This is a genomic window from Paenibacillus sp. J22FR5, assembly GCF_059691975.1.
This window is the reverse complement of record NZ_JCAUAN010000014.1, coordinates 58,299-73,023: the sequence shown is the minus strand read 5'-3', so window position 1 is coordinate 73,023 and position 14,725 is coordinate 58,299. Positions and strand designations below refer to the sequence as shown.

General features: G+C 42.4%; 10 protein-coding genes. 7 read left to right on the top strand and 3 right to left on the bottom strand.

Annotated elements, in window-relative coordinates; all coding sequences use genetic code 11:
* Positions 1-166 precede the first annotated feature (166 nt).
* From chvE to AC58P7_RS18555, 7 genes are all read left to right on the top strand, one after another.
* Positions 167-1,300: a multiple monosaccharide ABC transporter substrate-binding protein gene (gene chvE / locus AC58P7_RS18585; RefSeq protein ID WP_497345407.1), complete on the top strand. Its 1,134-nt coding sequence runs from the start codon at positions 167-169 to the stop codon at positions 1,298-1,300.
* A 90-nt stretch (positions 1,301-1,390) separates the two neighbouring features.
* Complete coding sequence (gene mmsA, locus AC58P7_RS18580; RefSeq protein ID WP_497345405.1) at positions 1,391-2,941, top strand: multiple monosaccharide ABC transporter ATP-binding protein; 1,551 nt, start codon at positions 1,391-1,393, stop codon at positions 2,939-2,941.
* Positions 2,925-4,088 carry a multiple monosaccharide ABC transporter permease gene (gene mmsB, locus AC58P7_RS18575; RefSeq protein ID WP_497345403.1) on the top strand — a complete coding sequence of 388 codons (1,164 nt, stop codon included), beginning with the start codon at positions 2,925-2,927 and terminating at the stop codon, positions 4,086-4,088. Before mmsA ends, mmsB begins: the two co-directional genes overlap by 17 nt.
* A gap of 90 nt (positions 4,089-4,178) precedes the next feature.
* Positions 4,179-5,858 carry a methyl-accepting chemotaxis protein gene (locus tag AC58P7_RS18570; protein ID WP_497345401.1) on the top strand — a complete coding sequence of 560 codons (1,680 nt, stop codon included), beginning with the start codon at positions 4,179-4,181 and terminating at the stop codon, positions 5,856-5,858.
* A 38-nt stretch (positions 5,859-5,896) separates the two neighbouring features.
* A complete protein-coding gene (locus tag AC58P7_RS18565) occupies positions 5,897-6,913 on the top strand; it encodes a substrate-binding domain-containing protein (protein WP_497345399.1) in 1,017 nt (338 codons plus the stop codon).
* A 31-nt stretch (positions 6,914-6,944) separates the two neighbouring features.
* Positions 6,945-8,807: a cache domain-containing sensor histidine kinase gene (locus AC58P7_RS18560; protein WP_497345397.1), complete on the top strand. Its 1,863-nt coding sequence runs from the start codon at positions 6,945-6,947 to the stop codon at positions 8,805-8,807.
* On the top strand, positions 8,804-10,021 hold the full coding sequence (locus AC58P7_RS18555; RefSeq protein ID WP_497345395.1) for a response regulator transcription factor: 1,218 nt from the start codon (positions 8,804-8,806) through the stop codon (positions 10,019-10,021). The genes AC58P7_RS18560 and AC58P7_RS18555 overlap by 4 nt, the downstream gene beginning before the upstream one ends.
* A 146-nt stretch (positions 10,022-10,167) precedes the next feature.
* Here the strand turns inward: AC58P7_RS18555 and AC58P7_RS18550 are convergent, their stop codons facing one another.
* Genes AC58P7_RS18550 through AC58P7_RS18540 form a run of 3 tightly spaced genes read right to left on the bottom strand, consistent with a single transcriptional unit; the run spans position 10,168 to position 14,439 of the window.
* Positions 10,168-11,079, bottom strand: a complete 912-nt coding sequence (locus AC58P7_RS18550; protein ID WP_497345393.1) for a sugar ABC transporter substrate-binding protein — start codon at positions 11,077-11,079, stop codon at positions 10,168-10,170.
* Positions 11,080-11,134: 55 nt separating this feature from the next.
* On the bottom strand, positions 11,135-12,781 hold the full coding sequence (locus tag AC58P7_RS18545; RefSeq protein ID WP_497345391.1) for a helix-turn-helix domain-containing protein: 1,647 nt from the start codon (positions 12,779-12,781) through the stop codon (positions 11,135-11,137).
* A 5-nt stretch (positions 12,782-12,786) separates the two neighbouring features.
* Positions 12,787-14,439 (bottom strand): sensor histidine kinase, encoded by a 1,653-nt coding sequence (locus tag AC58P7_RS18540; RefSeq protein WP_497345389.1) that lies wholly within the window; start codon positions 14,437-14,439, stop codon positions 12,787-12,789.
* Positions 14,440-14,725: the final 286 nt, after the last annotated feature.

Here is a 14,725-nt window from a genome sequence, read left to right as displayed (position 1 = left end):
AACAACCAATAGGTTGTTATTTTTTTGTCTTAAGCTCGTGAAAGCGTTTAAGAAAAGTATAGAATTTATAAAAACAAGTTGTTTTTTCGAAAAGACGCTGTCTGCCTCCGGGCCTATACTTAGGTTATGAAACATAAACCTGATGTAAACGAGAGGGGTAGTTCAGTTGAAAAAGATGTTATCTGTATTTGTTTTAATGTCCCTGATTCTAATGCTTGCCGCATGCGGAGCCAAAACCGTGACAACGGATCAAAAGGATGCAGTAGGCACAGCGGCGCCATCCGCAGCAGCCAAAACGGATGCAAAAGCTGGCGGTAAAGTAGGAATCTCGATGCCGACGAAATCATCCGAAAGATGGGTGAGCGACGGGGCTAACATGGTGAAAGAATTCGAGAAATTAGGTTATAAAACGGATTTGCAATATGCGGAAGACGTTGTTGAGAACCAAGTATCTCAAATTGAAAATATGCTTACAAAAGGCGTTAGCATTCTTGTTATTGCTCCTATTGACGGTGAGTCTTTGACGGACGTTCTAAAGAAAGCCCACGATGCGAAAGTTGAGGTTATCGCTTACGACCGTTTAATTAAAAAGAGCGAGTTTGTCAGCTACTATGCGACTTTCGATAATTTCAAAGTAGGCGTACTACAAGCTTCCTACATTGAGAAGAAGCTAGGCTTGAAAGACGGCAAAGGTCCTTTCAACATTGAGCTTTTCGCGGGATCGCCTGATGATAACAATGCGCATTTCTTCTTTGACGGAGCGCTGTCGGTACTTAAGCCTTACTTGGATTCAGGTAAATTAGTTGTAAAAAGTAAACAAACGCAATTCGATCAAGTAGCTACATTGCGTTGGGATGGTTCAGTTGCTCAATCCAGAATGGACAATCTGCTCAGCAAAAACTATGCCTCTGAGAAAGTTGATGCGGTGTTGTCTCCTTATGATGGCATTAGTATCGGAATCCTTTCTTCCTTAAAAGGTGTTGGTTATGGAACAGCTGGCAAAGCGCTGCCGGTGATTACAGGGCAAGATGCTGAGTTGGCATCTGTGAAATCCATCATTGCTGGGGAGCAAACACAAACCGTATTTAAAGATACCCGCGAGCTTGCGAAAAAAGCGGTAGCCATGGCAGACAGCATTCTCAAAGGAAGTAAAGCGGAAGTAAATGATACGAAAACCTATAACAATGGGATTAAAGTCGTTCCTGCCTACTTGCTTGAGCCTGTATCCGTCGATGCAAGCAATTATGAAGCAGCCTTGGTTACCAGCGGTTATTACACAAAAGATAAATTAGGTAAATAATTGTCGCTCTAGGAACTGCCTAAATGATCTAGTGATAGCTGAGTATGACTATCGCTAGATCATTTATTACATGGAAGGCTTGGTGATCGCATGTCGGATGCCATATTAGAAATGAAACAAATTACGAAGACATTTCCGGGTGTGAAAGCACTCAGTAATGTAAACCTCAAAGTTCACGAAGGTGAGATTCACGCTTTGCTTGGCGAGAACGGAGCAGGCAAATCAACACTTATGAAAGTATTGAGTGGTGTATATCCACACGGCTCCTACGAAGGGGATATCCTTTTTAAAGGTCAAGTGTGTGAGTTCAAGGATATTAAGCAAAGCGAGAATTTGGGCATTGTTATTATTCATCAAGAGCTGGCGCTTATTCCTTATTTATCGATTGCAGAAAATATCTTCTTAGGCAATGAACAAGCGACACGAGGAATCATCAATTGGAACGATACCATTGTCAAAACGAGGGAGCTACTTCAAAAGGTTGGATTAAACGAGCAGCCTACGACATTAACGCTTAATATTGGCGTCGGTAAGCAGCAGTTAGTCGAAATTGCCAAAGCGTTATCCAAGAAAGTGAAGCTGCTCATCTTGGATGAACCTACGGCTGCTTTGAATGAAGAAGATAGTGATAACTTGCTGAAGCTGCTGCTGGAATTCAAGAAACAGGGGATCTCCTCCATTCTCATTTCTCACAAGCTAAACGAAATTTCGAAAGTGGCCGATTCCATAACCATACTCAGAGATGGTCAAACCATTGAAACGTTGGATATGAGAAAAGATCAAATCACGGAAGACCGCATTATTAAGGGGATGGTTGGGCGAGATTTAACGCATCGCTATCCAACCCGAGAGCCGCAAATCGGCGATATGTTGTTTGAAGTCAAGGATTGGAACGTCTTTCATCCACTGCAGGACAATCGTAAAGTCATTGATCAAGTGAACTTAAACATACGTAAAGGTGAAATTGTCGGGATTGCCGGTCTGATGGGCGCAGGTAGAACAGAGCTGGCGATGAGCATTTTCGGCAAATCCTATGGGAAGAAAATTAGCGGTCATTTATATAAAGAGGGCAAGGAAATCCACCTTCCAACGATTGATAAAGCAATTAATCAAGGTATCGCATATGTGACCGAAGACCGCAAGAACTATGGATTGATTCTGATGGATGATATTAAGAGGAACATAACCTTAGCGCGGCTTAATAAGATTTCGAAGAATAAGGTCGTTAACGAATATCAAGAAATTAAACATGCGGAGAGCTTCCGCCAAAAAATGAATATCAAAACACCGAGTGTTTTACAGAAAACTGGGAATTTAAGCGGAGGCAATCAACAGAAGGTTGTATTAAGCAAATGGATTTTCTCTGAGCCGCATGTTCTGATTCTGGATGAGCCTACTCGGGGGATTGATGTCGGAGCCAAATATGAAATCTATACGATTATTAACCAACTGGCGATGGAGGGGAAAGGCATTCTCCTTATTTCCTCTGAGCTTCCTGAAATTCTAGGCATGTGTGATCGTGTTTATGTCATGAATGAAGGGAAAATGGTTGGCGAATTAAGTAAAGAAGCTGCTTCACAGGAAGCCATTATGAAATGTATTACGAGAGCAGGAGGGCACATGCATGGAAACACTGATTAAGATGTTTAAGAGCAACATCCGGCAATATGGCATGATTATTGCACTCGTTTTAATTACGATATTTTTTCAAATCATGACAGACGGTGTTCTGTTAAAATCACTGAATGTGACGAATTTGATTTTGCAAAACAGCTATATTCTGGTATTGGCGATAGGGATGTTATTGGTTATTATCACCGGTAATATCGACTTGTCAGTAGGTTCTGTGGCGGCATTTGTAGGGGCTCTGTCTGCCGTGCTGATGGTCGATATGAAGGTTCCGTTTGTCGCGGCTGTTATTATTTCTTTGGTGATCGGGGCACTTGTCGGAGCTTGGCAAGGCTTCTGGGTTGCTTATGTGCGAATTCCATCGTTTATCGTGACATTAGCAGGGATGCTGATCTTCCGCGGACTAACCATGATTGTGCTGAAAGGGATGTCGATTGCACCGTTCCCGAAAACTTTTCAGAAAATTAGCTCAGGATTTATTCCTGATGTCATTGGCGGCGGCACGCTGCACAATACGACGATCATAATCGGAGCTGTGTTATCGCTCATCTTGATTTGGAGTGAGTTGAAGAAGAGAAAGAATCAATTGAAATACGAGTTTGAAGTGATGCCACTCGGTTTGTTGATAGCCAAAATTGCGGTTATGGTTGCGATCATAAATGTATTCACCTTTGTTTTGGCTACGTACGAAGGTATTCCAAACATTCTGATTCTGTTATTTGTCCTCGTGGTGATTTACACCTTTGTTATGAATAAAACAGTTATGGGGCGCCATATTTACGCGCTGGGCGGAAGCGAAAAGGCCGCTAAATTATCAGGCATTAAAACGAAGCATGTCACCTTCTGGGTTTTTGTTAACATGGGCGTGCTAGCCGCGCTATCCGGTCTGGTATTTGCTGCAAGATTAAATGCTGCTACACCGAAAGCCGGTGTGAACTTTGAATTAGATGCCATTGCGGCTTGCTTTATCGGTGGCGCTTCCGCAACTGGCGGGATCGGAACGGTTATCGGGGCAATTATTGGCGGACTTGTCATGGGTGTGATGAACAATGGAATGTCGCTTGTAGGCCTAGGTATCGACTGGCAGCAAGGGATTAAAGGTCTTGTGCTGTTACTTGCAGTCGGATTTGATATCTACAATAAATCGAAAACAGCTTAGTTAAATTTTATTAGGGCTGTATAGACCAAATGAGACTTTTCCTGAAGGGAAGGGTCTTATTTGTTCCTACAGATACGGAGGGAATCCACAATGGCGCTTTCTTTATCCTTGCGTTCGAAACTCATGATAGCCTTCGTTACAATTGCGTTATTAGTGACAGCTACAAGCGGTTTATCCTACTATTATCTAAAGAAAATTAATGTATCGTATATGCAAGTATTGAACCATCATGCCGTAATCCTAGGACTTGCTTCCGATATCCAGTATCAAACGCAAGTGCAATACAGTCTGATGTCGAGCTACGTTATTGAACCATCCGTTGAGAAGATTCAAGCGATGATCGAAACGAATACAGGGCTAGCAACGCTGGTACAAGAAATCAAAGGGATAGATGAGAGTTCAGAAGATCAAACTTATTATAAGGTGATGAGTGAGTCGATTGAGACGATTGCCGGATTGGTGAATGAGCTTGAACACTCGAAAGCCAGTTTCCAACGAACGGTTCCCCTTACACAAAATTTAACGAAGCTCGCTGAGAAAATTCAGAAAAAGCAGAAGAGTATGATGGAGTTAAAGAAAGTAGAAAATGGAAGCATGACGGATCAAACCATTCGGAACCTCATCTGGATCAGCATTCTTACCATCGTCCTTGCGCTGCTCATAGGATGGGTGGTATCAAGAATGATCATCAATCCTCTTAAAGCGATTGTCAAAGCTGCTAGAGGTATTGCTGCTTGTGACTTAACAGGCCCTGATATAAGCGTACGAAGCCGTGATGAGCTGCAAGATTTGGCAATCGCTTTCAATCAAATGAAAGGCAGCTTGTCTCAAATCCTTAGCCAAGTTGATTATCATGCGAAGCATGTATCCGCGGCAGCGGAGGAGCTTAGCGGCAACTCGGAGCATTTGAGCCGGTCGTCGGAGCAGATTACAATGGTTGTACAAGCGATCTCGGAAGGCTCGGAGTCTCAAGTGCAACAGATGGAGGTAGGCGTTACATTTTTGGAGCAAATGGATCATGCTGTGCAGCAAATCGCCGCAATTACAGGAGTAACGAAGGAGAAAGCGTCTCAGACCTTAGTAGCTGTCAGTAAGGGGAGAGCCTCTATCGAATTATCTATTAGCCAAATGAATGCCATTTATTATAAAATGAAAGTGCTTTCGGAATCTGTTCAGCGTTTAGAAACACGCGCCATGCATGTCCTCACAGCGAACGGACTGATTGCTACGATTTCCAGACAAACCAATCTACTAGCTCTTAATGCTTCGATTGAAGCAGCCAGAGCCGGTGAAGCGGGAAAGGGATTTGCGGTTGTTGCGCAAGAAGTGCGGCATTTATCCAAGATGACATCGGACGCGGCTGAGGAAGTTGGACGATTGGTGAACGCGATTCAAGAGGAAATAATTGAAGTTGTACAATCAAGCGAGGCTGGTACACAGGAAGTAAATTTAGGGATTTCAGTTGTGAACGAGGCGAACGCCGCATTTGAAAGCATTAAACTAGAAATGGAACAAGTTGGTTCCCAAATTGACCGTGTATCCCTTCAATCATCAGACATTTCTCGTAAATCGCAAACGGCATTAGAAGTCCTTCGTTCCATAGAGCTGGTAGCGAAACAAACGGCTTCAGGTACGAATGATGTGTATGCGCACACGGAAGAGCAATACGCCAGTATGGAAGAAATCGTATCCTCATCAAATGTGCTAAGTGGGATGGCGGAAGAATTAGATGAGTTAATTAGTAAATTCCAATTCAAATCGTTAATGTAGACAGACAAAGATCAGATCGTGCATGAGGGGGGGATAAAATGAAAAAGCTGTTGATCGTGTATGCGATACTGATCGCAACTTTTTTGCTTTTCCTGTATGTGTATCAGTACAGCGAGTCTACGGATAATTCGCTCAAGCAAATGAATGGCGGTTTAAAGGGAAACATAGAAGAGAAATATGTGATGGTTAACTTTCAGTCGGGCATTGATTACTGGAAAAGCTGTTTGAAGGGGTTTGAGGACGCCGCGAAGACGCTGAATGTGTCTGTCGAGTATCGAGGTGCCACACAGTACGATGTGAATGAAGAAGTAACGGTGTTGGAGCAGGTCATTGCGAGAAAGCCGGCAGGGATTGCCGTTTCGGCTATCAATCCCGATGCTTTGGTTGTGACGATTAATAAAGCCGTCGAAGCGGGCATTCCTGTTGTGTTATTCGATTCCGGTGCACCGAAAAGCAAGGCGTATTCGTTTCTTGGAACGAATAATTATAACGCAGGTGTCAGCGCAGCTCACAAAATGGCTGAATTGACGGGGAGCAGCGGCAAGCTAGCTATCATTACACTGCCTAATCAATTAAACCATCAGGATCGGATGGCGGGCTTTCAAGATACGATCAGAAGCACATATCCCAATCTACAAATTATAGCCATCGAAGACGGCAAGGGAGATCAATTGGCATCCGAACGGATTGCAGCTAAGGTACTTAAGGACCATCCTGACTTGAAGGGGATATTTGCGACTGAGGCGAATGGCGGCGTGGGGGTAGGTAATGCCGTGAAAAGCTTGGATCGGCTATCGCAGGTGAAAATCATCGGATTTGATACGGATAAAGGGACGCTGGATATGGTGAAGAACGAAACGATTTCGGCAACGCTAGCGCAAGGAACCTGGAACATGGGATATTGGTCGCTGATGCACCTGCTTCATTTGCAGAAGGAGGCACAGCAATCCCATTTACCTTTGCAGAATAGCAAAGAGGCGCTTGTACCTACCTATGTGGATACCGGGATCACGATTGTAACCAAGGAAAATGTCGATATCTATTATGCCAAATGACAGCGTAGAGGTTAAGGATGAGGTGAAGCGCATGAAAATGTTCAAATGGATTACACTAAATAACTGGCCGATCCGTTATAAACTGATCATGCACTTCTTATTAATCAGCATCTTGCCTGCCATTTGTCTGGGGATACTTATTGGCTTAGCAACAGATCGCATTATCGAAAAACAAGTGAATGAACACACCTCGCAATTAATCGGGAATGTCAATAAATCACTCGAGGCCTACGCGGGAAATTTACAAAATATCACGTATTTTACTTCCTTCAATCCGGGTGTGAAGCGATTTCTAAGCGGTGAGTCGGCTATTCAGGCATCGGAAGCTTATGATATGCGGATTTTCCTGAAAGGCTTTACAACCTTATATCCAGAAGTGGCAGGTATTTTGGTGGTGAATGCCCAAGGCGATTACGTAAGTAACGAAATGTATGCCCGAACAAGCCGCAGCCTTACTGAAGAAAGTTGGTATAAGGAAGCTATCAATGAGAAGGGAATATTCAGTATTGTGGGACACCCTTCTGGCCGGAATGTCACTACGCATGTTGACTATAAGGATGAAGATATCGTGTCTGTGGTGAGGGCCATTCTGGATCCAGAAACCCAAGCGGTTAAAGGCGTTATTCTCATTGATTTAAAGCTTAGAGTTATCGCGGAAACGGTCCAGGATGTGAATTTAGGGAAATCCGGTTACTTAATGGTTCTTGATAATAAAGGAGAGAGTATCTACACGCCGCAGCATCCTTTAGTAGGTAAGTTTCAGCGGGAATGGATGGATGAGAACCCATCGGGTACTTTTTCCAAAAAGATCGACGGGAGAAATATGCAATTTATATATCGAAAATCATCCTTTACAAATTGGACGACCGTAGGTGTTTTTTCAACGCAGGAGTCGGTTAGAGAGGTCCGAGAAATCCGATTATATTTAGTCAGTTTTGTTTTCGTCGTATGTTTGCTCGGTATTGCAGCTTCTTATTATTTATCTTATACGATTTCCTTGCCTATTTGGCAGTTAACGTCTTTCATGAGACGGGCAGAAGATGGCAATCTATCCATTCGCTTTAAGGATAAGCGAACCGACGAAGTAGGCATGCTGGGGCGAAGTTTCAACAATATGCTGATGCAAATTACGAAGCTGATCGGATTGGTTGAAAAGGAACAGAGACAGAAGAGGGAAGCGGAGTTAAGGAGTTTACAGGCTCAAATTAAACCGCATTTCTTGTATAACACGTTAGATACGATTGGATGGTTAGCTCGTAAGAGCGGGGCTCATGAAGTGACAGAGGTCGTTGAGTCGCTTTCCCGGCTGTTTCGCATAGGTCTTAGCAAAGGCAATGAAGTGATTTCACTCATGGAAGAATTCGAGCATGTAAAGAGCTATCTAATCATTCAAAAAACAAGGTATAAAGAAAAGCTGAATTACACGATTACGATTGAACCATCGCTTCATCAGTTCTATGTACTGAAGCTGATTCTTCAACCGATAGTTGAAAATGCGATCTATCATGGCATTAAAGAACGCCGGGGTCCGGGTATCATTGATATACAAGCGCGTCATGAGAACGAACGAGTTGTGATTACCATTCGTGATAATGGAGCGGGCATGTCAGAGGAGAAGCTTGCGCAATTAAGACGAATCTTAGAAGCGGCAGCTTCGAAATCGAATCCCCTCCCAAGTGAAGATGAACAAGAAAAGGCAACGGATAACAAGCAGGAATTGTCTTATCACATAGCTTCGCCTCAATCAGGAGGAGGTTATGGCCTAACGAATGTTCAAGAACGAATTGTGATCAGCTTCGGAGAGGTATATGGGGTAACCATTGATAGTATAAGGGGAGAAGGGACAACGGTGACAATTACACATCCAGTGCTAAAGAGAGAGGTGCCCATGTGAATGCAAATCCGTTCTGGCGAGTATTAATCGCTGATGATGAATCGATTATTCGTGAAGGCATACGAAGCGCCATCGATTGGCAGCAGCTGGGCTTGGAGGTTGTGGCGGAAGCGGAAGACGGTGAAGAAGCCTTGGAGCTGGCGCATAAACATAACATTCATATCCTGCTTGTTGATCTGAATATGCCAATTATGAGCGGTATGACATTAATTAAGCATATGCGTGAGGAACTGCCCGATTGCAAAATCATCATCATAACCGGACATGATGAATTCGCTTATGCACAAGCAGCAATTCGTCTGGATGTGGATGATTATATCCTTAAACCAGTGAATCCTGTTCAGCTTACGGAGGTTTTAACAAAAATCACGAAACAAATGACGATTTCTATGGAAAAAGACGAACATTTGCAGATGGCTTCCAAACAGATCGAAAGGAACTTTTCGCTGTTGCGAGAGCGTTTTTGTTTAGAGTGGATGGATGGAGGACTTAGCGAGGTTGAGATCAAGGAGCAGCTGATGTTTCTCAAAATGCCTGTAAGGGCACCGAGCATGCTGGGCGTCATTCAATGGTCAGGCAATTCTAGGGGCAAAGAGCTTTTATCGGAAAGGGATCGACAGCTTTACTTATTTGCGATTGAGAATATTGTTGAAGAGCTGCTAACACCTTACACGCTTATTAAATTTCGAGACCATTTGGGCATGCTGGTTGTATTGCTATGGGAATCAGTCCCTGTGGAACAGCTTCAGAAATTGGACGAAGCCGTGCAGACTTATTTGAAAATCACGATCGCCTCTCAATTCCTGTCCGTCACGGAAGGGGTTACAGGCGTTGCAGATGTGTATCAGCAAGGGAGAGCATCTTTGTATAAAGAAGTCCATTTATCCCCTTTTGTTCGTTTGGCCAAGGAAGCAATTGCTCAAAGATATCGTGACCCTGATATCACATTAGAACAGATAGCGAATGAAATGAAGGTATCTCCTGTTTATTTGGGACGTATATTTAAACAGGAAGTAGGTATCCCTTTTGTGAATGTACTCACCCATACGCGTATCAAACACGCTACGCATTATCTGAATACAACGGATATGACGATTATTGAGATTTCGGAAAAAGTAGGCTATGATTCTCAACATTACTTTAGCACAGCGTTTAAAAAAGTAGTAGGCATTGCGCCGATTCAATATCGGAAAGAAAGCGCGCCTCAAGGGTGAAATTGATGTTGAGAAGTACGAGAAAGCTTAACTATATCGTTTCTCCAAGCAGACTAATAACCCCATTCTCTATTTGAGAATGGGGTTATCAACCTTTTAAATGTCTCCTTTTTCTAAAGAAAATGCCATGTAAATGTATCTGATAATTAATAAGCATGAGGTAAATCATTCAGTCTGACTTCCTGGAAGCCTGTGTCAACCCAATTAACAGCAGGGGAACCCTCAGATGCACGATTCAGCTGTTCGATAATTGCACGCCCCCATAGGTGCTCATTCTCAGAGATGACATCATTCATTTGACCGTTAAACAAGGCTTCTTTAACCTCAGGGGTCATACCAAAGGCAATCGCACTTCGTTTTAATCCCTGTGATTTCCAAACAAGAATAGAAGATGAGCTCGAGATAATATCTAATGATACTAATGTATCAAAGTGAGGATGATCATCAATCATGATTTGAAGATCACTCACAGCTTTATCACTTTTGCCTTCATTGAAACGAATATCCAAAATCCGGATATCTGAGTTTTGTTTTAAATATTGCAGCATCCCATCCAGTCGCCCCATTTGTTGAGGTGACTTGGATAAACCACCCTCGACCATAATCATGCCACTTCCATCTTGGTTCCGATGGATGATTTCCCCCATCAATGTTCCTTCTTTGTAGGGATCTGTCCCGATATAAGCGGCTCTCTTACTTTCAGGTACATCGGTTTCGAAGCAAATAACGGGTATACCCTGCTGCACCGCTTTATCGATAAGTGGTGCCATCGCAACGGGGTCGATGGGACTAATCGCAATGCCAGCGACTTTTTGCTTAATCATCGATTCCATCATGCGCATTTGCTGTTCCAAATTAATTTCATCCGGAGCTTTCACCACTAATTGAATTGAAAATGGCTTGGCAGCTTGTTCAATAGATTCAGTAATCATTTCATAAAAGGGATTTGCCATGGGATAAATGATACCGAATGTACGACTAACAGTAGTTTCCTTATTAAGCGGATTTGAGGTTGAGGTATTTGTCGCAGAATCCACCTTTTCTTGAGTAGAAAACATTGTTCCCTGACATCCAGTCAGAATTACAATTAGTAGACATATAGCGGTTAGATATTTATTGAACTTCATGATGCGAATCTCCCTTCAAGCTATCCATAGCTTCATCGGGAATGCCGCTTTTCCTAAATTCCTTCGGTGTCATGCCAGTGACACGTTTAAATAAATTTGAAAAGTAGTGTGGATCATTATATCCAACTTGAAAGGCAATCTCATAGGATTTGGCAGTTGAGCCTATAAGCAGCTCCATTGCTTTGTGCATACGGATTTGTGTTAAATATTCGATAAAGGTTTGACCGGTTTCTTGACTAAATACGCGGCTCAAATGGCTTGGGCTCAATTGTACGTATTCGGCTGCGTCTTGTAAGGAGATGGAATCTTTATCGTAGTTCTTTTGAATGTATGCTTTCACTTTGACGAGCATGTCGCTATATTTATCATAAATACGGGAACGCCAATTCCAGAATTGCTCCGTTAACTTGATCAAATAGGAACAAGTATCTTCCCATGAGCGGATGTTACCAATCACAGCTTGAAGCTCGCGTAGCGTCTCTTCTGGTTCGGCTAGATGGCGATACATGTCTTTGGCGGAACGAAAAGTTTCAATCGTTAAATCGTTGAGAATATAATAGCCTATGGAGGAAGAATACCAATTAATACCGATTAGCCCTGCAGCGAACTCTGTCATAAAGGAAGCAAGCTTGCTTTGTGTACCGATTTTTAAGAAATCGATGAATTTTCCTCGATCCAAATAAAGGATTGGATCCAATGTTTCTTTACTGATTTCTCGGAAAGCATGTCGGTTTTGACGGGAAAGTCTTCTCCAATGGACATCCTCAGCAGCCTCTAGAAAGGATAAATGGACATTGTGCAGACGATCTTGAACACCGCCTATTCCTATGGAGACATGAAACGTTGAGACTTCCTCATGTATAAGTCGTTGCAGCTCCTTAAAGACGTGTAACTCGATATGTAGATGCTCCAGCGAATCACCTTTTATGATCCAGACCGTTTCTGAACGGCTGCGTTGGAACATGAAGTGCTGGTGATTTTCTTGCAGTTTTTGACAAGCTTCCAACATGACATGTTCACTTTCTTGCATAGAGCCAACGTCAATTGAATGCGACTGCTCTGTTAGACGACTATCTAAAATGGCGACTACATAGTAAGGAGCTACTACATTCAACTGGAGAGAAGATGCGTTATGTATAACTTCAGAGGTCGTCATGAACCCACTGCATAGATCGTTCAATAACTTGTTTTGTGAGATTGTCGCTTGTTCATGTTCCTTGTCTTCTAGCATTTGAAAGTGTGCTTTTACTTCCCGTTCTTTGTCAATTTCGGTGCTTACTTGTTGAAGCAGACTGACTAACTCGGTGGGGCTAATTGGTTTAAGGCAATATTGCTGGACACCTATCTGCATCGCAGTTCTGGCGTACTCGAATTCGCCATGACCACTCAGAATGACAATTTTCATGTCAGGAAATTTTTTGCGGACAATGCTGCTGAGCTCTAGACCGTTCATGAAGGGCATTAATATATCCGTAATTAAGATATCCGGTTGAACTTGCTCAATGAGCGGCAGAGCGACTTCGCCATCGGGAGCGTCCCCGCAGTAGATAAAGCCTTCTTGCTCCCAGTGGATGCAATCACGAATTGTTTCTCTTATTAAAATTTCATCATCGATTAGCATGATTTTCTTCATGGATCTCAACCCCATTCACGTGGTATACGAATTGTAACTGTCGTACCTTCTTGCTCTGTACTGTGCACATGAACACCGTAAGATTCTCCGGAGTACAGGCGAATTCTTCTATGAACGTTATGAAGCCCGAATCCACCGGAGACTTCATTACCAGTGGTCTCGGGTGGATTTGGATCCATCAAATCAAGGTGTAATTGTGCGAGTCTTGCTTCTGACATGCCTTTCCCGCTATCTTTCACTGTAATGGCAATTAGATTGGTTCTCTCATCTATAGAACCACTAATGTGGATCATACCTTTTCCTCGTTTGTTCTTAAGCCCATGATAAAGAGCATTCTCGACAATGGGTTGCAGTGTCATTTTGAGAATAGGTAATGTGTAAAGAGATGCATCCATTGTAATTTCATATTCCATAATATCACGATAGCGCATCTGTTGAATGGTCAAATAGCTGTCTAAATGCTCAATTTCCTTCTCTATTGTGATCCAGTCTTTGCCTTTACTTAAGCTAATGCGAAATAGCTTGGATAAGGACATGACAATTTGAATGACTTGCTCTTTTTTGCCAGACTCAGCGAGCCAAAGAATAGAATCTAACGTGTTATATAGGAAATGAGGATTGATTTGCGCTTGCAGTGCACGTAGTTCAGATTTCTTCATATCTTGCTGTTCTTTAATACTTTGGTCTAGCAACGTTCGAATTTTTCCAAGCATCGTATTGAAACTGTTTCCTAAATCGGCAATTTCATCAGTGCCTGTCAGTGTGACTTTCGCCTCTAGGAACCCGGATGCGGCGAGTTGCATTTTATTTTTGAGTATACGAATGGGGTGTGTAAGACGATTGGAAACGAAATAGTGTAAGGTAATTGCGAAAATAATACTTAGTGCTACACTTACGATGATGAGTTGCCTAATCGAATTAGCTTCCATCACAATTTCTTGGAGAGGTACAACACCAACAATATTCCAACCGGTGGACTTAGAGGCTGAGTAGAAGACAAATTTAGGCTTCCCTTCAGATTGATCCATATAATTTGTTTCTTGGCCAGCGAAGATTGTAGATAAATCTTTTATTTTGGGCCAGCTTAACGGATTAGTAGCCACCGATGGTTTGAAAATGGGTTTCCCGGTAGAGTCAGCGACGAAGAAAAAACCGCTATTTCCTATTGTAAGCGTATCGCAGAATTGTTTGACAATACGATCGTCTACATCAATAATGATAAAGCCAATGACTTCATGTGTTATCGGTTGTTTAACGGTTGAAATGATAGAGATAATGTTATGCTGCTTATATTGAAAGCCGTCCAATCGTTCTAACGCAGACTCATCAGAAGGAGGAATGTTCAATACGGCATCCGGATGTTGAATCAGGTACTCCAAATGCACGTTGCGTAAGGGGTTGCTTGCTAGCTGAAATACACCCTTCCTTTCACTGATCCCTCGACCATATAAATTAATCATTGTGATGTTGAGTACATCATTGTATTGGTAGGTTTGTCGATACGATGACATTGTTTTTAGAATGTCCTTGGCATCTTCATACGTATTGTTTTGAGAGAATAGAAAATGAAGGACTTTTGGATTCTTTCCTAGCTCAAGCAACTTTTTTGTGTCTGTAAATAAGGTATCAATATCTTGAGATAATTGTTGAGCGAGCATGGTAGTGGAAGATTTACTGTTCGAGAAGACGGTGTTGTATGATTTATGGTAAGAGATTAGACCAACAGTTATTAATGGTATACAAGTTAAAATGATGAACATGGTTAGTAATTTCGCTCGTAGGCTTGATGTTATTTTTCGAAAGAGAAGCATAATAAGGAGCACCTTTCATCCCATAAAGTGTTGAGAGGAGTTTTATCTAAATTATGAATCAATAGGTATGAAAACGCAATCATTGGACAATAAACTACAAGTTATAAACAAAAAAACAATGGTTTGTTGAATA

What these genes read in the sequence shown, in the direction of transcription:
- AC58P7_RS18565 (WP_497345399.1), top strand. Translation starts at nt 5,897, where the DNA reads ATGAAAAAGCTGTTGATCGTGTATGCGATACTGATCGCAACTTTTTTG.
- mmsB (WP_497345403.1), top strand. Translation starts at nt 2,925, where the DNA reads ATGGAAACACTGATTAAGATGTTTAAGAGCAACATCCGGCAATATGGC.
- mmsA (WP_497345405.1), top strand. Translation starts at nt 1,391, where the DNA reads ATGTCGGATGCCATATTAGAAATGAAACAAATTACGAAGACATTTCCG.
- AC58P7_RS18570 (WP_497345401.1), top strand. Translation starts at nt 4,179, where the DNA reads ATGGCGCTTTCTTTATCCTTGCGTTCGAAACTCATGATAGCCTTCGTT.
- AC58P7_RS18545 (WP_497345391.1), bottom strand. Translation starts at nt 12,781, where the DNA reads ATGAAGAAAATCATGCTAATCGATGATGAAATTTTAATAAGAGAAACA.
- AC58P7_RS18550 (WP_497345393.1), bottom strand. Translation starts at nt 11,079, where the DNA reads ATGTTTTCTACTCAAGAAAAGGTGGATTCTGCGACAAATACCTCAACC.
- AC58P7_RS18540 (WP_497345389.1), bottom strand. Translation starts at nt 14,439, where the DNA reads ATGCTCGCTCAACAATTATCTCAAGATATTGATACCTTATTTACAGAC.
- AC58P7_RS18560 (WP_497345397.1), top strand. Translation starts at nt 6,945, where the DNA reads ATGAAAATGTTCAAATGGATTACACTAAATAACTGGCCGATCCGTTAT.